Below are 19,930 nucleotides of genomic sequence, written 5' to 3' on the forward strand. Positions count from 1 at the left end.
TTTGATAAAGGTGTCGAATCTTATCGGTGTTCACTTACAGCTATTGCAGCAAGTGAGCTGGACAGTTACTCTAGTGTTATAAAATCAATGTGTTATGGTATATTAGTTAAGCTGAGTCATGAGTTATATGATAAAAATCCTCGTGACTTTTTACAATGAGTGGCTCAGTTAACTCGCTGTTTAGTTGTTTAAAGTCAGGTTGTGGATAATATTTAGAGCTATAAATAAGGTTGGTAAGACTTTCCAATTCATCAAAAGGTATTCTAAATAACGATATCTGTGTTTTTAGATAATTCAAGACCATTTGAATAAGTATCAAGGTATTCTATTATTATGTGTTTTAAAATCTAGCATACCAATAAATGGCTTTATATAATAAAACTTAATGTTTTAAATTATTGATAGCTTCTATGTAATAATTTTGTTTTTCTAAATCGCATTCACAAAAGCAAGCATTAAACATTTTAGACCGAATGTATAAGGATTTATGATAACGAAACTATTAATTAATTCTCTTCTAAAGGTTTTACTTTAGCTCTGATATATGAAACTTGTATTCTTTCTACATGTTCTTTTCGTGCAAGAAAGCCAAATAATCATCAATCTCTTTATTATCAATTTGTTTGTGAAATATTTAAGTTCAAAGTATATAAAATCAATGTTTTGAGAGTGATATCATCAAAATCCCTAGTTCAATACCAATGCTTTCCTTAGAATTTGATTGTGTCTCCATCTAAAAGATCATATATAAGCTTGTTCCCTTCCATCGAGTATATTGAATGCCGCATAGAATATAATACGTTCTATTTGGCAGTTCATATCAAGATCTTTCAGGGTATCTAAAGGTACAATTCTCTAAGTTTATCATGTGCCCTTTCAAAGTCACCATTGTAATAACTAGCATTTTCAATAATTGCATTTACAGCCTTTAAGTGAATGTTTGAGAATGCAACTATATTTTCATTTAGAATATTTATAAAATTATTTAGTGAGCAAATACCTAAGAATAAATGTTTCTATAATTTATATATTTTACTTTGTATCGATTGATGCAGAAAATCATCTAGGTAATACATTGATTTCAAAAGTTATTCTGACACTTATCAAAGATACTTAAACTTAGAGTGTTGTCCTTATACTAGGTGACTCTAATAAGTCAGTAAGTAAATCAGACATGAAGTAGTTGAATTCAAATACTGAATCAAAAACCTGTTTCTTTCTCTTCCTTAGCTTTCGCTCTGCAAATCTTCCTATAATAGATTGCAGTTTTATACCATTATTGTTTTCTTCAATTAGTGATTTATTTTGTAATTTTTAAGTATACTATCACTTATTATTGATTTTTATGCTCTTATCTTTAGAGTGAGAGTTTAGTTTTTGAAATTTTCTATATCATTCCATCTGAAATAAAGAAAGTTTTTCAAAAGTTTTCTTTCATTATCATGCAACATGTTATACGAATACAGTATAGACCCATATAATGATTTTTCTATCGATATGTATATCCGTTGCGTTATCGAATAAACTTAAATCTTCTTCGATATAGTAAAGAAGTCTTTAATTCATCATGTAATGTATATAGACTTTGGATGGTAAAATATTTGAAGTTATAATTATTATAGCCAATGGGTTTTATCAAGCAGTTTATCAATTATTTCATCTCTAACGAATTTCTTTAATTTTGAGGATAACTCACTTTAACTAGTCTACTAACGAATAGTTCGAAGGCTTCATCTAAAGTCATTTGTCTTAATGTATAGGTATTTCACCATCAATTTTAAGAAACTCTCTTGAAGTGACTATTATACTAGAGAATCCAGACATAAACTCAATAAGTTTAATATTATTTCACTATCTTCTAATTGAAGTAATGTTTCAAAATTATCCAATATTATTAATCTTGATTTATTGTCAAAATTGTCTGTTAAATGATCTTCAATATCCCTAACCTGTTCTAGATTAAAAGTTGAAGCTATGCGGAATTTAAATTGATCATAATTTAATAGATGTTCACAATCAATGAATGTAATACCTCCATTAAACCTTCCTCTTTCAGATGATTTAATTGCTAATATTTTGATATAGTTGTTTTACCTAAACCTCCAGTTCCTTTGATTGTAATGAATCCATTATCATTTTCTAGTTTTGACATTTCATGACTTAAATATACTAAATCTTCAGTTCTTCCAATGAACGTTTTAATTATGTTTTATTTATATTTCTTGGCAATTTAGTTTCGTATTTAACTATACTATTGTCGAGTTTATTTGTAGGTAATTCATTTTGTGGTAGTATAATATTTTCACCATTCACTATCAAACAAGAATCTTGATAATGTTTTATATTATTTTTTTTGAAAATTTGAAATATAAAACAAGATAGTTCTTTTTTAAAATCAATATTTTCAAGGAATGGTAATATTAAAGCTGGAAATTTTATGCCTTCAACTTTACTTTTTTCAATAGGTTTGTCGGTAAATATGAACACACATTTTTTATCACCTAGGTCTGCATTTTTCTGCAAGTCAATAAAATCAATCTTGCTAGTGCATGCATCGTCATCCTCAATAATTAAACGGTCTTTTATGACTCTGCTAGCAATAAAAACATAATCAAATCCTGATAGTTTTTGTAGGTTCTGTTCTGTTAGCGGAAAACAGTGAATCGTGTACGGTATTTTCTTCAACTCTTTAATAATAGGTTGGAAGTCAGTATTTTCACCAAAAGGGTTTGCAGATAAAAATGCAACTTTAGATTCTTGCTTTACGCTGATGTTGGGTATGTTTTCTATAGTTGCTAGCTCATTGGCAACAGCAGATGTACTTGTATATGTTGCCATTTCATTAATTTTATCAACAAGTTGGCTTCCATAATCCTCAAAAGTTATAATATTTATAGCTATGCCTTTCAGCTTTTCTTGTATTGAACTTTTATTTGATTCTTTGATTAGTGCAAAGTGTGGCTTGCTAGCACCAGAAAACAATTGGTTCTGTTTGTTTATTTCTGCTAATAACTCAGCATCTTCTAAACTACATCCTATAAAAAGTAAACTTCGGGTGGCGACTATATTTTTTAACGTTTGAATTGCTGATTGGTATTCTTCGTTTGTTTGATCTGATGTCGAATATAACTTTGAGTAACTTTTTGGAGTTAAAATAAGTTTAGCCGTATCATCAATGCTACCATGTAAATGCCAAACTATTGGTTTTTCTTTTTTATTTAGAATGGTTGGTAAATTAGCGTGCGCATCATTTCTTAATAATGAAACTTGAGCTGAACTTCCAGGGTAAGCCCATAATAGTATTTTATCATAATTAAGCGTTATTATCTGGTTGCTTAGCTTCCATATGGATTTTGGTAGTTCTGCACTTTCTACGTCTAAACAAGATAATTCTATATCAAACTGTTCCTGAATAAAATCATGCCACATTCCTTTATGGATTAGACCTTCATAAGCATATTTTGCTGCTTGTTGATAATCATTTAGGTTTAGAAATGTGGTGATTAATGTGGAGTTATTTGTCTCTTTTTCTTCTAATAATTTTTCTGCTGCACTTTCTAATAATCCCTTCCAGCTTGGAAATACCTGTTCACCATGTTTATTTCGTATTGACATTGAAACACCTGCACCAACTAAGGGTAAGATGCTTTTGCTGGTCAGAGCTGTGATTAAGGATGGAGTTAAGGACATTATTATAAACCTAGAATATTTGTTAAAAAGGTTGAATAAAGAAATAGCGGATAATTTTAGGTGGTTAAAACTATAATTACCTTTAATCTACTTCTGGACATACTCTATTTTGAAGTACAACAGAATTTTATTTTGTACTAATTAGCTGCATTGGATGAATCCATGTAGTGTTCCGCTATGTTGTTGCTAGCGGCTTGGAGGTATACAGCGTATAGCTGTGATGGTGGGTTCATAACTCGTCCTTAAGTTTATGTTGCATATCTATTTATAGAGTCGATACTACTCTTTTAAATGAGCGATTAATAGCCAGTTAAAACCAAAATACCCTTAGTATTTTTCTATAAGAGATGATCAATATCAATTTTGTTTGCAAATGGGTTTGCCTGAATCAGCATCTAACAGCTGTTAGCTTCATTATTCACTTCATTATTTCGCAAATTTGTAGGCTTTTTCGCTTGTGAGGTTCAAAACGGTGTTCCTCAGGGTGAGGAGCACCTTTTTCGATTTAGATTAGTTTTTGCAGTTTTTTGCTTAGTTCAAGCATGACTTGGGTTCTGGCTTGTACTTTAGCTTCTAACTCCAGAGGTAACGCTTGAAGTATTATGCCACCGTAACCACCAACCTCAATAGGCCCATAATCTTCGTCCCAACGTTCACCAGTATCCATATTTATTGCATAGTGATCGTCCTGAGTGACATCAATTGCGTGATCTTTGGCAAATCTTACCCATGAGTATTGCTCGATTGAGTATTCCAAGTTTTACTTTTAACAAGCAAACAATGAGAAACAGCGATTAAGGTCTATGATGGGGTTCAAACTATCGAAAAGTGGAATTTTGAAGAAGGCTCGAAAAAAAGTTCACAATAAAAGGGTTTTCTATGGCGGCACCTAGGCGGCACAACTTTTCCGGTTTCTCGTAAGTTATTGATAACTTATTGATAACTTATTGAAAATTAGGGATAAAAGAGGCTATATGGTCTCCCCACAGGGACTCGAACCCCGATCGGCCGCTTAGGAGGCGGCTGCTCTATCCTGTTGAGCTATAGAGAGACCCAGTGATTATACTGAGTTTAGAGTCGAATTAAACCTTTTAAATTTAATTGCTTGATTAATAACCAACTAATGCTTAACCATCTCTTTTGTTCTGGTCTATTTATTAAGCATCTATTTATCAAACATCTATTTATTAACGAGCTATTTATTAACAAGCTATGTCTTAACTATCGATTTATTAAAAGTCTCTTTATTAAAAGTCACTTCTCTTAGACTTTAATGCTTAATGGCCTAATTCTTAATCGCAATGTCATTCAATTGAATGTTATCTGCACTGTCTATGCCCTCAAGCATTGCCGTTGAACTGTCTTCGGTAACTTGTTCGATGACCACAGTGGCACGACTTTTAGTGGCGATGGCGCGCATGGAATTAAATCTATCTGGGATATTTTTTTGCAGTACGATTTGGAATTTATCACCCATTTTAACGCCGTTTTTTCGGCCTAAATTAATGATGATGCGGTCCCCTTGCCTTGCGACAATTTGGCCTAATAATGGCCGACAGTTTAATTGTTTATCCAGTGATATCACGCTTTGTTGAAAAATATCACTGATAGCCTGACCATAAGATGAACGCCAAAAACGTTGGTTAGCAGGTGATACTGTTTCTTGTCTTTCAAACTCCCAAGGCGCTGATGTTGCGAAAGATTCTGTCCATACCTTTTCACCACTGATGCCATGGTAAAGGGTTAATTTAAAAATAAATTGCCTTAGCGGATCATCATCGATCAACCCCATATAACTGCTTTGCACGGGCTCGGTGGATATATCAATAATTTCGGGTTGCAACACATATTGGCTGTCGGTGATTTCGCCTAACCAACTGGGTATGCGATAACCTTTAAAGTTAACCAACTGATTGGTGTTATCAATTTTTTCATCGGCATGTAATCGTACAAAACTGTATCGCGATTGCGCGTTGATAACCTTGCCTAATTGTTCGGTGATCCGTTGTTCAAAGTGTGCTAATTGCCCATAACGTAACTGTTCGCGCTCTTGCAAATAGGATTGCGGCAACATAATGGCGGCTTTGAGGGATTGGCTTTTACATTGTCCATCGAATGCTTGTTCACTGAGATCAAGCTGTAAAACCACTGTAATCATGTGTTCACTGATCATTTCACTCATTAATTCAACGTTATTAGCCGATCCCATACGCTGAATTTGAAAGCTATCTTGAGTGAGTCGACCTTGATTGACTTGTTGTTCGCTGGAAAAGTTAACCCCAGCTTTTAAACTGGCATAGTTTAATGCCTGACTGATGGCCTCTTCGCGAGCTTTATCAATATCGCCATTAACGATTTTAGCCTTGCCGGTAACTTCCATTTGCTCTGCCAATACCGACGGAGAAACACACAAGGCACTCACCCATAGCATGGCTATTGCAGCAAGATGACTGAAGCTTTTAGTTCGGTTAACAGGGCGGTGTCGGATCAACATACAATGTCCTAATGTCAAAAAATCGTCAATTTTGCACAATTGTGTAAATTAAGCTTACTCTATGTTTATTTAAAGCAAGAATTATGCCGACTACCTATGTTAGTGGGTATTCTCTATGTTGTTCAATTACAGTAAAGCTTTTAGCGCATTTGCCGATATAAGGTTACAAATAATAAAGAGTAAACAATTGACCTTAGTTATCGATAACAAAGGCGATTAAATGACTCATTTATATTAAGACTTGCAGCATGATTTGTTAGAGGAATTATTATGATTAACAGGCTTTTTATCCCCACCGTCATGCTGGCGTCGTTGTCGTTAGCGGCATGCACCCAAACGCCTAATGCTGCCAGTAACCTTGCCTTTAGTAACAATGGTAGCTATATCAAAGTGGCCGATGAAGATGAGGTTTATCGGGATAAGCTCACTTATGATATTCAAGCCGCGGGATTATCACCTAAAGGCCAGGTGAATGTATGGGCAGAAAAACTGGTCAACGAATTAGTGTTACAAAATGACGTATTACGCCCTGATCAACCACTGTTAATTACCACGCCGGTAATGACCAGCGATTTAAATGCAACCAATGAGTTAGCATTACAGTTACAGCAAGGATTACTCGCAGCGTTTCACGCCCATGAATTTAATTTAGTCGATTTAAACGTGGCGACTAATTTACGCGCAACCGAACAAGGCGAGTTTATGCTGAGCCGAAATTGGGAGCTATTGCGAACAGATTTGCCCGTGTCACACGTATTAGTGTCAACCATGACCCTAACACCTGAAGGGATTGTATTTAACGCCCGGGTGGTAAATATAACCAATAATAGGGTCCTTTCTGCGGTGCAGTCATTTGTGACGGCATCGAGCTTGTCGGGTTATTTGCAGCCTTCTGAAATAATCGAGTCGCGCGATGGTTTGCTGTATCGCCACCAAAAACGAGGCGACAGTCGTTACACCGTATTAGGAGATAAGCAATGAAATCTATGATGTTAGTTATGTTATTGCTGCTAACGGGCTGTATGAGCCATGGTAAAAATGTTCAGTTGGAAAACCCCGCGCCGGCTTCGTTTCCAACCTTAACCGCTATTGGGTATGCACCACTAGCAACGCAGCCCAGCAAGGAGCCATCACACCGTATTTTAATGGCGATGCAGGCATCAAAAATTGCCGCCTACCGTGAGTTAGCGGAACAAGTTTATGGCCAACAAATATCTGCTAGCAGTAACGTTAGTGAGTGGTTATTAACTGATGACATGGTTAAGTCCAGTGTTAGCGGCATTATCCGCGGCGCAAAGGTGGTAAAGACCTACCCTGCAGGTGAATTTTATGTCACTGAACTAGAACTGGATTTTAAACAAGTATGGCAATTGTACGCGCAACAAAATCGCCCTACACGCATGAAAAATGTGACTTACTTTTAAGGTTCTGCTTCAAGGTTAAGATGCAAGATTTAGACTTTGGACTTTGGACTTTAGCGTTAAGCGTTATTAGTTATTAGTTATTAGTTATGATAGGTAACTAGTGATTGTTAATTGACAGACATTAAGCCAAAGTCGTCTACAAAATATTGATAAAAATGCCGCTGATATCCGATATCAGCGGCATTTTTTGTTTTTATGTTTGAGTCTACTTTGCGAGGTTTTTAACACCACAATGAAGATTTAATCTGTCTTTTAGCGAGTGTGGTTGTAATTAAAATTTAACCCCGAACACTAAGCCGAATGCCGCTTGATTCTCTATATCGTCAGTAAGATCAGGATTGCTTAATTCCATTTCACCACCAAAATAATAACCAGCATAAACATTAAGGCTGACATTGTTGGTAGCTTGCCATCCGGTGCGCAAAAATCCGACCCACTCAGTCACTTCGATAGTTTGGTCATCATCGGCAATTAAAAAACGCTCGGTGCGACGTGAACTGCCAACACCAAAACTTAAGTCACGATTGTATTGATAACTTAACTCCAAACCTGCTGGGCCACTAAAACCGGCTTGGAACGGGTTAGCAAGTACCCACTTATCGCTTATCTGCCAGCGAACCGCTAAATAAGGAATGGTACGCACTTCTGAAATATCATTTAAATACGCAACCCCAAGGCCGAGCATATTGCCAGAGTCGAAACGATACATTCCCGATGCGACCACACCGTAACTTTGCGCATTTGACGCTGAGGCGGTGTCGGCATAAGCATATTGCAGTTTAGGCGCGACTAAAAACATCCAATGATTATCAGGACGATAAGATAATGATAAACCGCCACTGTACTGATTTATGCTTGACCAAGGTTGAGCACTGCTGCGTAGCTGGGTATTTTGGTTTATGCGCCAATCATAATCGAGGTTATCGTAGCCAAGGTTGGCACCGATAGACCACTGACGATTGAGTGGCATGCTTGCCGAAAAGCTGGTTTTCCATGCATCTCGTTGTAATTCATTTGGGTTGGTATTATCGGCCCCAACATTAGCGGTGGCGGTTGATGTACGAGCCACGGTGAATGAAAACGGTGAACGATCTGGTGCGGCAATCGCTTGCTGACTTAACAGCAGGCCAGATGTACACATTATTGATAATAATGATAATTTTAGTGATTTAGACCCGATTACCTTAACAACATCTAGCTTAGCGTTATAACGTGTCATATCAATCTGCTTCCCTTCAAATAATAAGATAAACTCAATATTACTTTGGCTTAGTTGCTGTACTGATACTGTGATCTGGCCAATTAAGTTCAATTTTGAGTTGAGTTTATTTTAAGCCGACTTTATGAGCCCGTAAAAACATGTCGGCTGTGTCGTGTAAGTACTGCTGTCTAGTTAGCAGTAGGTCGCCTATTTCTAGGCCTAACTCCAAGCGTAATTTTAGTTCGCCAAATAACATCAAACACAATCTTACCGCGCTTTCATGGGGGTTTTCAAACAGATATACCCCATGCTCATTGACTTTTATTAAATAGTTTCTGATCAAGCCTAATATATGCTTTGGGCCCGCGTCATAAAATAGTTTAGACACTTCAGGATGCGTATCGGATTGAGCTACGCAGGTTTTAAATACGGTCATGGCTTCATTGCTGACAATCATCTCACCAAATTGCAGCGCAAACAGCAAAATAACTCGTTGAGGTTGGCTTGCATCAATTAAAGCATTGTTAGTGAGTTGATGCACAACACATTTAGACTCAATCGCGGAAACGAATAAATCATCTTTGCAACCAAAGTGAGAATACACGGTTTGCTTTGACACTCCGGCATGCTTTGCCACTTCATCCATGCTGGTATGAGGAAAACCCTGATGACAAAAAAGTGTAATGGCAGACTCGAGTATCTGAGCCCGCTTTTGCTCACTGCAGCTCAAATGAATCTGTCCGTCGTTATTAAGCGATATAAGATCTTTTGTCATGATTTTTCCGTAAGTTAGCCATTAAGCCATATCGTGTGTCTGCGTACTGCTCACTATTTAGTGTCATAGTAACCAAAAATAGACTGGACAGTCTAGTTTTATAAAATTAGACTACCGAGTCTAGTTAACATTTAAATTACATCTTGCGGTTGTTGTTAATGCATTCACTTATTGATATTAACCTCTGCTCAGAAGACAAATCAACATTGACACAATCTGTTGCTTTTCAAGGAATAAACTTATGTACGCGTCAAAGACATTCACCCCATTTATTCGATACTGGGCGCTAGGTTTAAGCTTAATAGTGTTAAGCGGTTGTGGCTCTGAGGTAAAAGAACATTCGCAAACAATTGAGTATCAAACGGTATTGTCACAGACCTTAGTGCTAAATGACCATTATCAGCACATGCAAACCTATACCGGTACCATTCGCTCGGCAAATACCACCGGGATTGGTTTTGAGCTGGCGGGTAAGCTCAATAATATCCTGGTCGACAGCGGCGATACGGTGACAAAAGGCCAAACATTAGCGCAGCTTGATACCGATTTATTAACCGCAGAAAAACAACAGCTACAAGCCAGTTTATTACAAACCCAAGCGGATATAGATTTAGCCAAAAATACCTTAGTACGCACTCAAAAGTTGAAGCTACAAAACTATGTTTCTGAGCAGCAACTCGATGAAACCCAGCAACAAGTTATTAGCTTACAAGCCAACCAGAAACGTATAGAAGCAAGCTTAAGAGCCACTACGTTGAAACTTGAAAAATCAACATTACTTGCCCCGTTCAGTGGCAAAATCAGTCAACGTTTTCATAATGTCGGCGAAGTTATTGCATTAGGCAGTCCGGTTTTTACCTTAATCGGTAACAGTCAGCCGTTAGCTTATATTGGTGTGCCGATTGATATTGCTCAGCAATTAACCACCCAACAAATGGTGGATGTCCGTGTAGGCAAACAAACCTTTAGCGCTGAAATTGCGGGGATCAGTGCCGAAGTCAATACCATTAGCCGCACGGTTCAGTTACGGATCCTTTTGCCTGATTCAGCCAGAGTGATCAATGGCGAAATAGCCTATCTCGCTTATCAACAAGATGTGCAACAACCCGGTTACTGGGTGCCCATGTCGGCATTAACTGATGGCGTGCGCGGGTTATGGAACGTATTTTTATTAGCCAAAGCAGAGCAAGATTACTATCTGATTGAACGCCGGGATGTAGACATTATCTATACCAATGAACAACAAGCGTATATTCAGGGCGCCATTCAGGCAACGGATATGATTGTGTCGCAAGGATTGCATAAATTGGTGGTAAGCCAAAAAGTCACCCTTGCTCAAACTGAGCACGAGGGGGCGTTATGATTAAGGCATTTTTAGAAAATGGCCGCCTAACAAGCTTATTTATTGCGTTATTAATTGTGGCTGGGTTAGGTGCTATTTCAAGCTTGCCACGCACCGAAGATCCGCATATAACCAATCGCTTTTCATCGGTTATTACTCAGTACCCAGGGGCGTCCGCTGAACGAGTAGAAGCATTAGTCACCGAAGTCATCGAAAATCAATTACGCCGTTTAGAAGATTTAAAGCTCGTCCAGTCGACTTCTCGCCCAGGGATTTCGGTGATTCAATTAGAATTAAAAGACACTGTCACCGAGACCGATCCGGTGTGGTCTCGAGCACGGGATCTTATCGCCGACAGTAAATCCTTGCTGCCTGTAGAAGCACAAAATAGTGTGCTAGATGATCAACTCGGTTATGCCAATACTGCTATTTTAGGGCTTGTTTGGGCAGATAATAGCCCGGTAAGAGCCGATATTTTGAATCGTTACGCCAAAGAATTACAAAGCCGGTTAAGGCTGCTCAGCGGCACTGACTTTGTCAAACTTTATGGCGCACCTGAAGAAGAAATTTTAGTTGAGTTAGATGGCAATAAAATCAGTCAATTGCATCTTACTCCTGCCGCAATTGCCGCAATTTTAAATAATGCTGATAGCAAAATTTCAGCCGGTGAAATCAACAATAGTCAATTTAGAGCCTTAGTTGAGGTTTCTGGCGAATTAGACTCACAAAACCGTATCCGTCAAGTGCCATTAAAAGTAGACGATTACGGTCAAATTATTCGCTTAGGTGATGTGGCCAACATTACTCGCCAAGCCAAAACCCCCGCGTCGAGTATCGCGTTAATCGACAGCCGACAAGGCGTATTAGTGTCTGCGCGCATGTTGAATAATAATCGAGTCGATGTGTGGCAACAGCACGTGAGCAAGGCCATAGATGCGTTTTCAACTAACTTGCCGGCTAATATTAAGGTGCAATGGCTGTTTGACCAACAAAGCTATACCAGTGACCGATTAGGCGGTTTGGTGATTAACCTGTTACAGGGATTTGTGATTATTTTAGCAGTATTGATGCTCACATTAGGACTTCGCAATGCAATGATTGTGGCTATATCACTGCCACTAACGGCACTCTTTACCCTCACCTGTATGAAATATACCGGACTGCCTATTCACCAAATGTCGGTGACAGGTTTGGTGGTTGCGCTGGGCATTATGGTCGATAATGCGATTGTGATTGTTGATGCGATAGCCCAACGTCGTCAACAAGGTATGAGTAAACTTGAAGCTGTGTCTAAAACGCTACACCATTTATGGCTACCCTTGGCGGGTTCGACCATTACCACCATGCTAGCCTTTGCACCTATTGTATTAATGCCAGGGGCTGCGGGTGAGTTTGTGGGTGGTATTGCGATCTCAGTGATGTTTGCGTTGCTGGGTTCATACATTATTTCTCATACCATTATTGCAGGACTTGCGGGTCGATTCAGTCGCAGTGAAAAACCAACGGCTTGGTATCAGCAAGGCATGGCGTTTCCGCGGATAAGCCGTGCGTATATCGCCAGTTTACAGTTTGCGTTAACTCGGCCAATACTCACCGCCATCGTTATTGGTATATTGCCTATGGCGGGCTTTTTTGCCGCAGGGAAAATGACTGAACAATTCTTCCCACCCTCTGATCGCGATATGTTTCAAATAGAAGTCTATTTGGCGCCTCATGTCAGTATCGAGAACACCCTCGAACAGGTCAAACAGATTGATAACAAACTGCAACAAATTGAAGAAATTATAGAGGCCACTTGGGTTGTTGGCGGCAATACACCCTCTTTTTATTACAACTTAACTCAGCGGCAACAAGGGGCAACCAATTACGCCCAAGCAATGATTAAAGTGACCGATTTTGCCGCGGCAAATCGATTGATTTTACAATTGCAAAAAGAGTTAGATGCGCAATTTCCACAAGCACAAATATTAGTCCTTAAACTTGAACAAGGCCCGCCCTTTAACGCCCCTGTTGAACTGCGTATTTACGGCCCTAATCTTGATACCTTGAAAATATTGGGTGAAGAAGTGCGCGGGATCTTCGCCGCGACCCCCGATGTCATTCACACCCGCGCAACGCTCAGTTCAGGTGCGCCAAAAGTGTGGTTACAGGTCAATGAAGACGCCAGTTTAATGAGCGGGTTAAGCCTGACCGATATTGCCAATCAAATTCAAATGGCGACCACAGGTATTATTGGTGGCAGTATTTTAGAACAAACGGAATCGCTGCCAATTCGCGTTCGTTTAGGTGATAACAGCCGTGAACAAGCGACTCGCTTAGCTGAAATAAATCTGGTTTCCCCTTCGGGCTCAGGTATACCGTTATCCGCTTTATCTTATAACGAAATCAACGTTAGTCGGGGGGCAATACCGCGCAGAAACGGCGAACGAGTCAATACCATCGAGGCTTATATCACCAGTGGTGTATTGCCAGCTCAGGTATTAATCGACGTCAAAGATGCTATCGATAAGTTAACCATTCCGACGGGATATCATATTGAAATAGGTGGTGAAAGCGCCAAACGTAATGAAGCTGTGGGTAATTTATTATCCAACATTGTGGTGGTGGTGACCTTGTTACTCACCACGGTCGTGCTGTCATTTAACTCGTTTAGATTAACGGCAATCATTCTACTGAGTGCATTTCAATCGGCCGGTTTAGGATTACTGTCTGTGTATGTATTTGGTTATCCGTTTGGTTTTACCGTGATAATCGGGTTACTAGGGGTAATGGGCTTAGCCATTAATGCGGCGATTGTTATTTTGGCTGAACTGGAAGATGTTCCTCAAGCCCGAAATGGACACATACCGTTAATCATTAGTACCGTGAGCACTTGTGGGCGTCATATTGGCTCCACGACCATCACCACCATAGGCGGTTTTTTACCGTTAATCATTGCCGGTGGTGGATTTTGGCCACCGTTTGCCATTGCGATTGCCGGCGGCACATTATTGGCCACCATGCTGTCACTGATTTGGGTACCGGTAATGTATACCTTATTAATGAAGCCCAAAAAACAGTATATATTTCATGACCAAAATCGTGTAACGGAATAAGTTTATTTATAAAATATTAATATCTATCCGTGTCACACTTTATGCTAAATACTCGATAATCAGTACACTTTCAATGTAAATTACGTTGCAGGGATCATATCTATTCTAGATTAATCATCAATATAATTATAAGAAAGAGTATATGAATTATAAAAACTGGCCTATATCAAAACAAATAGCCTCTCTTGTCATATTGTTATCTATCATTATCTTTAGCGCCATGTCTTGGTTTTCCTATCTATCGGCAACCACTGTATTGCATGATAAAGCGATTCAAGCCATCAAGTCGCAAATGCAGAGTAATGCTCATTTAATTGAACTGCAGTACAACAGTATGCAGTCCTTAGCCAGACGAAATGCCGATATTCTTCGCACCTTATATCCAGGAACATTCTCAATAGAAGATCGCAGCGTTGAAGTGTTAGGGGTTAAGACTCCTGTACTGGCCCATGATAATGAGCAAGTTAATAATTCAAACAATAACGTCGATCGCTTTTCGAAACTTACCGGCGGAGTTGCCACGATATTTGCTCGCGATAATGATGATTTTGTTCGCGTGTCAACATCGCTGAAAAAAACAGACGGTAAGCGTGCATTAGGCACTTATTTGGGTGTCAATCACCCAGGTTATCAGGGGTTGATTAACGGTGAAGAATTTGAAGGTTATGCCAAGCTTTTTGGCAAAGACTACATGACCATTTATCGTCCGTTAAAAGATGACAGCGGTAAAGTCAACGCTATCCTTTTTATCGGTTTTGATATCACCCAATCGGTTGAACAAATTCAAAGCTCGCTTAAACAGCTGACACTTGAAGAATCAGGTTCTTATGCCATTATCCGTAATGCCGATAATTACGTGATCTCTCATCGTGAATTAAACACCCAAGCGCCTTTCGATGAAGCATTGTTTGATGGTCTATCACTTGAAAAGGCCCTTACGGATAGAGGCAGCTGGGTTTACACCTCGTTGTCTGATCAACAGATGTATTCTCATTCAGTCAATATTCCCGGTTGGAATTGGACTTTGGTCGGTTTTGTTCCCGAAAAACAATTAAGTAATGAAAGCGTAGCAATGTTAAAAACCAACGCAATATTGGCGTTACTTGGGATAGTGTTTATTTCCATTTTATTGTTTACTGTGATTAATCGTGCCATGAAGCCATTAAAGCTCCTACAGGGCCAAATCGCTAAATTAGGCCAAGGCGATCTTTCGCAAAGTTTTGTCCAATGCCCCGAAGACAGTCGCAATGAAGTTGACCAAATCACTATAAGTGTCACCAAAATGGCGGCTAATTTAGCTGAATTAATTGAGTTATTAAAACAGTCTGTCATCAGCTTAGAAACCCAAGCAAACCTTAGTCAAGAAACGTCAAAATTGAATGGTAATGAGGCAAAGGCACTGTTAAACCAAACAGAGCAAATTGCGACCGCTATCGAAGAGATGTCTTCTTCGATTAAAGATGTGGCACAAAATGCCAGTCAAGGAGCCCAACAAGCGCAAGAAATTGATAGCGCATCCGCTCAAGGACATGCTCAGTTAACCCAAGAGGTTACCGCGCTTCAATCCTTGAGTGAGCAACTCATTCAAAGTCAAAAAAATATTGAAAGTGTCAGCAATGAGAGCCAAGCCATTAGTCTAGTGACAGAGGTCATTAATGGTATTGCAGAACAAACCAACTTACTCGCCTTGAATGCCGCGATTGAAGCCGCCAGAGCGGGTGAACAAGGCCGTGGTTTTGCGGTTGTTGCTGATGAAGTACGCTCTCTGGCACAAAGAACGCAGCGTTCAATTAGTGAAATAAGCTCGACTATCAGCACATTACAACAGCAAGTAAAATACACCGCCACACAAATGAACCAATGCCAGCAATTGGGGGCATCGTCAGCTGAACAAGCTAATACTGTTAATAACCAACTCAGTCAGATTAATCAGAATATCGGCGAAATGGCGATATTTTCATCCAGTATAGCCAGTGCCACCAAACAGCAAAGCACAGTGGCAGATGAGGTGTCTCACAACTTACATACCATCGCTACGCTGGCACAAAATAGTGATGAACGAGCCACAAAAGCGGTGAGTGATGCAGAGCAATTAACCGCGCTTGCGGTCAGTATCAAACAACAGATAGCGGTATTTAATCTCAGTTAGGGATCGTAAATTAATAAAATACAGCCATTTGCACATATTGACTTGCTATAGGTGCGCTACTGACGCATAAAATCGTCATGTTATATGCTCAGAGTTCAAGTATGAGATTACAGACTTGAACTCTGAGTCATTCAACGGCGTTTATTTATCTCTCATCCCGTTTATTCTCCAGCCCTTTCCCCCGCTATCATCGCTTAACTGACTTGCTTTAGACACATTATTGACGACCAAACTGTCATTGATAACAGGAATGACTCTGGCTATCTCATGGTAAAGCCCAGGCATGTGTTAACCATAGTGACCCATCAACCGTCTATCTACGTTTGGTTTTGGTTTTGTTTTTGGTTTTGGTTTTGGTTTTGGTTTTGGTTTTGGTTTTGGTTTTGGTTTTGGTTTTGGTTTTGGTTTTGCGCCCAATAAAAAACCGCTTTGTTACCAAAGCGGTTTTTTTATCGAACGATATAACCTTTAGAGTTCGTTATTACGATCCATATTTTCAGTATTTTCTAGCCATAACGCATTGATAATACCGAATGCACACGCTAACAACACCCCTAAAATCCACGCAAAATACCACATAGACGTTGCTCCTTAATTTAGTAAAGTGAGTTTTTATTGTTTTCAATAAACTCACGATTTAAGCGGCCGAACATCTTGTAATAAGTCCAGATAGTATAACTTAATACTGTCGGTACGAAGATAGCCGCGGCAACTGTCATCACTTTAAGTGACATTTTGCTGGCGGTAGCATCCCACATGGTTAAGCTGACATTAGGTTCTAATGATGAAGGCATAACAAACGGGAACATCGCGGCACCACAAGTGACAATCACACCAGCAATAGCAAGTGAACTAAACAAGAATGCAAATCCACTGCGATTAAAACGACTGGCTAAAATCACTAATAATGGCATGAGTAACCCTAATACCGGGAATAACATCGAAATAGGATACTTGTCATAGTTAGTTAACCAAGCACCCGCTTCAATGGCGACTGTTTTGGTGGTTGGATTTGACGGACCAGCAAGATCAAGGGTTGAGGTAAGCACATATCCATCAATACCGTTGACTAACCAAACGCCTGCGGCAGCAAAGAACACAAATAATAAACCTGCGCAAACTTGCGAAGCCTTAACACTGCGCACTCTTAATTCGCCATCTGTCTTCATTTGTAACCATGAAGCCCCTTGCATCATAAACATAGTGACACACACAAGGCCGGCCAATAAACCAAACGGATTTAATAAACCAAAGAAACCGCCATGATAAGTTGCACGTAAAAACTCATCAAAGTTAAAAGGCACACCTTGCAGCAAGTTACCAAATGCCACGCCAATGATTAGCGGTGGCACAAAACCGCCCACAAACAAAGCCCAATCCCATGTCTTACGCCATCTTGGGTCTTCAATTTTAGAACGATAATCAAAGCCAATTGGGCGCAGATATAATGCAAATAACACTAGCATCATCGCCACATAAAAGCCTGAAAATGATACGGCGTACACCATAGGCCAAGCGGCAAATAATGCGCCGGCGGCAGTGATTAACCATACTTGGTTACCGTCCCAGTGCGGTGCGATAGTGTTAATCATAATACGGCGATCAGTATCGTCTTTACCAATAATCGGTAATAACGCACCTACGCCCATGTCAAAGCCATCGGTCACGGCGAAACCAATAAATAACACACCGATTAATGCCCACCAGATAAATCTTAATACTTCATAATCAAACATAATTAGGTCCTCCGCTTAGGCATCTTGGGTTTCGAAATGGTAACGACCCGTCTTTAAGCTACTTGGGCCAAGACGAGCAAACTTAAGCATCAAGTAAGCCTCTATCACCAACATAATGGTGTAGAACACCGTAATCGAAATAATACTAAACCACAGATCCGTCGTCGTTAAACTTGACGCCGACATAAAGGTGGGTAGTACTTCAGAAATGGTCCAAGGTTGACGACCAAATTCTGACACAAACCAACCACATTCAATGGCAACCCAAGGAAGTGGCAAACTGTAAAGCGCAGCACGCAGTAGCCATTTTTTCTCGGCAACTCTATGACGTGTGCTTTCCCAGAAGGCGGCAGCAAACACTAATAACATAATCACCCCAGCGCCAACCATGATACGGAAGGTCCAAAACATCGGCGCCACAGTAGGAATAGAGTCATAAGACGCTGCTATAATTTGCTCTTCGGTAGCATCAACCACTTTATCGGTATAACGCTTAAGTAAGAAGCCATAACCTAAATCAACTTTAGTTGCTTCAAATTGCGCTCTAACCTCTGCCGATTTATCGCCTGCACGTAGTTTTTCAAGCAGTGCATACGCCACCATACCGTTACGAATACGCACTTCGTGATCGCTTACAAGCTCCTTAATACCCGTCACTTCTGTATCTAAAGAGCGAGTGGCAATAATGCCCATCGCATAGGGGATTTTAATGGCGTAATCGGTTTCCATGGTCTCTTGATTAGGCAATCCTACCAAGGTAAAGGCTGCTGGTGCAGGCTCGGTTTCCCACTCAGCTTCAATCGCTGCCAATTTTACCCGCTGTACTTCACCCACTTCATAGCCTGACTCATCGCCTAACACGATGACCGATAAAATAGATGCCATACCAAAGCTTGCTGCAATAGCAAACGAGCGACGAGCAAAAGGTAAATCACGGCCTTTCAATATGTAGTATGCGCTAATAGATAACACAAACATGGCACCGGCAACATAACCAGATGCGACAGTGTGGACAAACTTAACTTGTGCAACAGGGTTAAACACCAGAGCGGCAAAATCGGTCATTTCCATTCGCATGGTTTCATAATTAAACACCGAACCCACAGGGTTTTGCATCCAACCATTGGCGATCAATATCCATAAGGCTGACATATTAGAGGCGATGGCAACGAGCCAAGTGACTGCTAAATGCTGGCGCTTGCTGAAACGATCCCAACCAAAAAAGAACATCCCGACTAACGTCGACTCAAGGAAGAATGCCATTAAACCTTCAATGGCAAGTGGGGCACCAAAGATATCCCCAACATAATGAGAGTAATATGACCAGTTAGTGCCAAACTGAAACTCCATTGCGAGTCCCGTCGCCACACCTATTGCAAAGTTAATCCCAAACAATTTTCCCCAAAATTTAGTCATGTCTTTATAGACTTGCTTATTGGTCATCACATACAGTGATTCCATAATGGCAAGGATAAAGGCTAAACCTAGAGTGAGTGGAACAAATAGAAAATGATACATGGCTGTAAACGCAAATTGATAACGCGATAGCTCAACGACCTCTTCGATAATCATTGGCGACTCCTTACTTCAGTACGACCAAATACGACACAGCAACACCCGGCTGCCATAATGATGATGTATACCTGAAAACGGTATTATTGAAGCAGTAGACAACTCACCAAAGTGTTCAAAATGATAAATTAACCTGTTTGCCTATGTTTTCAAGCCCAATCTTTAACGCCGTATATCTTACGGCATATGCTTTAGATTGATCACCTTTTTTACTCAATAATGTGACAAGCATAAGATTTTCCGCATGAATTTTTTTTTGACTCAAAAAATCAGTTCGTTAGCGAAAATACCACTCTTATTTTCAATCCATTTTTTGTCAGATTGATCCCACTTTTAAACAAACTTGCCGCATTAAATTTGATGGTATTAGCGCATCTATTCCTCTCCTCTATTTGAGATATTGACAAAAACCGCTTAATTGCTAGGAAGGTAAAATACACTTATTGATAAAA

At 39.6% G+C, this 19,930-nt stretch carries 13 protein-coding genes and 1 tRNA gene; 5 read left to right on the forward strand and 9 right to left on the reverse strand.

Going from position 1 to position 19,930, the window contains the following annotated elements; all coding sequences use genetic code 11:
• Positions 1–2,202: 2,202 nt before the first annotated feature.
• The 4 genes from CXF80_RS07915 to CXF80_RS07925 all read right to left on the reverse strand — a co-directional run bounded on the left by CXF80_RS07915 (position 2,203) and on the right by CXF80_RS07925 (position 6,184).
• Complete coding sequence (locus CXF80_RS07915) at positions 2,203–3,690, reverse strand: SIR2 family NAD-dependent protein deacylase (RefSeq protein ID WP_101032368.1); 1,488 nt, start codon at positions 3,688–3,690, stop codon at positions 2,203–2,205.
• Between the two features lie 505 nt (positions 3,691–4,195).
• Positions 4,196–4,447, reverse strand: coding sequence for a hypothetical protein (locus CXF80_RS20080; RefSeq protein ID WP_157822197.1), 252 nt, complete (start codon positions 4,445–4,447; stop codon positions 4,196–4,198).
• 218 nt (positions 4,448–4,665) lie between these two features.
• Positions 4,666–4,741 (reverse strand) — tRNA-Arg (locus CXF80_RS07920).
• A 234-nt stretch (positions 4,742–4,975) separates the two neighbouring features.
• Positions 4,976–6,184, reverse strand: coding sequence for a flagellar assembly protein FlgT (locus CXF80_RS07925; RefSeq protein ID WP_101032369.1), 1,209 nt, complete (start codon positions 6,182–6,184; stop codon positions 4,976–4,978).
• Positions 6,185–6,454: 270 nt separating this feature from the next.
• Between CXF80_RS07925 and CXF80_RS07930 the strand changes: the two genes are divergently transcribed.
• On the forward strand, positions 6,455–7,165 hold the full coding sequence (locus tag CXF80_RS07930) for a FlgO family outer membrane protein (protein ID WP_101032370.1): 711 nt from the start codon (positions 6,455–6,457) through the stop codon (positions 7,163–7,165).
• On the forward strand, positions 7,162–7,608 hold the full coding sequence (locus CXF80_RS07935) for an LPP20 family lipoprotein (protein WP_101032371.1): 447 nt from the start codon (positions 7,162–7,164) through the stop codon (positions 7,606–7,608). Before CXF80_RS07930 ends, CXF80_RS07935 begins: the two co-directional genes overlap by 4 nt.
• A gap of 271 nt (positions 7,609–7,879) precedes the next feature.
• On the opposite strand, the gene CXF80_RS07940 is transcribed toward CXF80_RS07935, so the two are convergent.
• On the reverse strand, positions 7,880–8,827 hold the full coding sequence (locus CXF80_RS07940) for a hypothetical protein (protein ID WP_101034714.1): 948 nt from the start codon (positions 8,825–8,827) through the stop codon (positions 7,880–7,882).
• Positions 8,828–8,933: 106 nt separating this feature from the next.
• On the reverse strand, positions 8,934–9,584 hold the full coding sequence (locus CXF80_RS07945; RefSeq protein WP_101032372.1) for a TetR/AcrR family transcriptional regulator: 651 nt from the start codon (positions 9,582–9,584) through the stop codon (positions 8,934–8,936).
• Between the two features lie 241 nt (positions 9,585–9,825).
• Between CXF80_RS07945 and CXF80_RS07950 the strand changes: the two genes are divergently transcribed.
• The 3 genes from CXF80_RS07950 to CXF80_RS07960 all read left to right on the forward strand — a co-directional run bounded on the left by CXF80_RS07950 (position 9,826) and on the right by CXF80_RS07960 (position 16,170).
• Complete coding sequence (locus tag CXF80_RS07950) at positions 9,826–10,947, forward strand: efflux RND transporter periplasmic adaptor subunit (protein ID WP_101032373.1); 1,122 nt, start codon at positions 9,826–9,828, stop codon at positions 10,945–10,947.
• Positions 10,944–14,021: an efflux RND transporter permease subunit gene (locus CXF80_RS07955; RefSeq protein ID WP_101032374.1), complete on the forward strand. Its 3,078-nt coding sequence runs from the start codon at positions 10,944–10,946 to the stop codon at positions 14,019–14,021. The genes CXF80_RS07950 and CXF80_RS07955 overlap by 4 nt, the downstream gene beginning before the upstream one ends.
• 142 nt (positions 14,022–14,163) lie before the next feature.
• Positions 14,164–16,170, forward strand: coding sequence for a methyl-accepting chemotaxis protein (locus CXF80_RS07960; RefSeq protein WP_101032375.1), 2,007 nt, complete (start codon positions 14,164–14,166; stop codon positions 16,168–16,170).
• 468 nt (positions 16,171–16,638) lie between these two features.
• Here the strand turns inward: CXF80_RS07960 and cydX are convergent, their stop codons facing one another.
• From cydX to CXF80_RS07980, 3 genes are read right to left on the reverse strand one after another with little or no spacing between them, the layout of a single operon-like run.
• On the reverse strand, positions 16,639–16,749 hold the full coding sequence (gene cydX, locus CXF80_RS07970) for a cytochrome bd-I oxidase subunit CydX (protein ID WP_101032376.1): 111 nt from the start codon (positions 16,747–16,749) through the stop codon (positions 16,639–16,641).
• Between the two features lie 17 nt (positions 16,750–16,766).
• Positions 16,767–17,906, reverse strand: coding sequence for a cytochrome d ubiquinol oxidase subunit II (gene cydB, locus CXF80_RS07975; RefSeq protein ID WP_101032377.1), 1,140 nt, complete (start codon positions 17,904–17,906; stop codon positions 16,767–16,769).
• A gap of 15 nt (positions 17,907–17,921) precedes the next feature.
• Complete coding sequence (locus tag CXF80_RS07980) at positions 17,922–19,478, reverse strand: cytochrome ubiquinol oxidase subunit I (protein ID WP_101032378.1); 1,557 nt, start codon at positions 19,476–19,478, stop codon at positions 17,922–17,924.
• Between the last annotated feature and the right edge of the window lie 452 nt (positions 19,479–19,930).

Source organism: Shewanella sp. Actino-trap-3 (assembly GCF_002836275.1).
GTDB lineage: Bacteria > Pseudomonadota > Gammaproteobacteria > Enterobacterales > Shewanellaceae > Shewanella > Shewanella psychromarinicola.

Excerpts from the sequence above, each read along its gene's own strand:
- cydX (WP_101032376.1), bottom strand. The coding sequence starts at position 16,749 with ATGTGGTATTTTGCGTGGATTTTAGGGGTGTTGTTAGCGTGTGCATTC.
- CXF80_RS07935 (WP_101032371.1), top strand. The coding sequence starts at position 7,162 with ATGAAATCTATGATGTTAGTTATGTTATTGCTGCTAACGGGCTGTATG.
- CXF80_RS07960 (WP_101032375.1), top strand. The coding sequence starts at position 14,164 with ATGAATTATAAAAACTGGCCTATATCAAAACAAATAGCCTCTCTTGTC.
- CXF80_RS07925 (WP_101032369.1), bottom strand. The coding sequence starts at position 6,184 with ATGTTGATCCGACACCGCCCTGTTAACCGAACTAAAAGCTTCAGTCAT.
- cydB (WP_101032377.1), bottom strand. The coding sequence starts at position 17,906 with ATGTTTGATTATGAAGTATTAAGATTTATCTGGTGGGCATTAATCGGT.
- CXF80_RS07950 (WP_101032373.1), top strand. The coding sequence starts at position 9,826 with ATGTACGCGTCAAAGACATTCACCCCATTTATTCGATACTGGGCGCTA.
- CXF80_RS07915 (WP_101032368.1), bottom strand. The coding sequence starts at position 3,690 with ATGTCCTTAACTCCATCCTTAATCACAGCTCTGACCAGCAAAAGCATC.
- CXF80_RS07980 (WP_101032378.1), bottom strand. The coding sequence starts at position 19,478 with ATGATTATCGAAGAGGTCGTTGAGCTATCGCGTTATCAATTTGCGTTT.
- CXF80_RS07930 (WP_101032370.1), top strand. The coding sequence starts at position 6,455 with ATGATTAACAGGCTTTTTATCCCCACCGTCATGCTGGCGTCGTTGTCG.
- CXF80_RS07940 (WP_101034714.1), bottom strand. The coding sequence starts at position 8,827 with ATGACACGTTATAACGCTAAGCTAGATGTTGTTAAGGTAATCGGGTCT.
- CXF80_RS07955 (WP_101032374.1), top strand. The coding sequence starts at position 10,944 with ATGATTAAGGCATTTTTAGAAAATGGCCGCCTAACAAGCTTATTTATT.
- CXF80_RS07945 (WP_101032372.1), bottom strand. The coding sequence starts at position 9,584 with ATGACAAAAGATCTTATATCGCTTAATAACGACGGACAGATTCATTTG.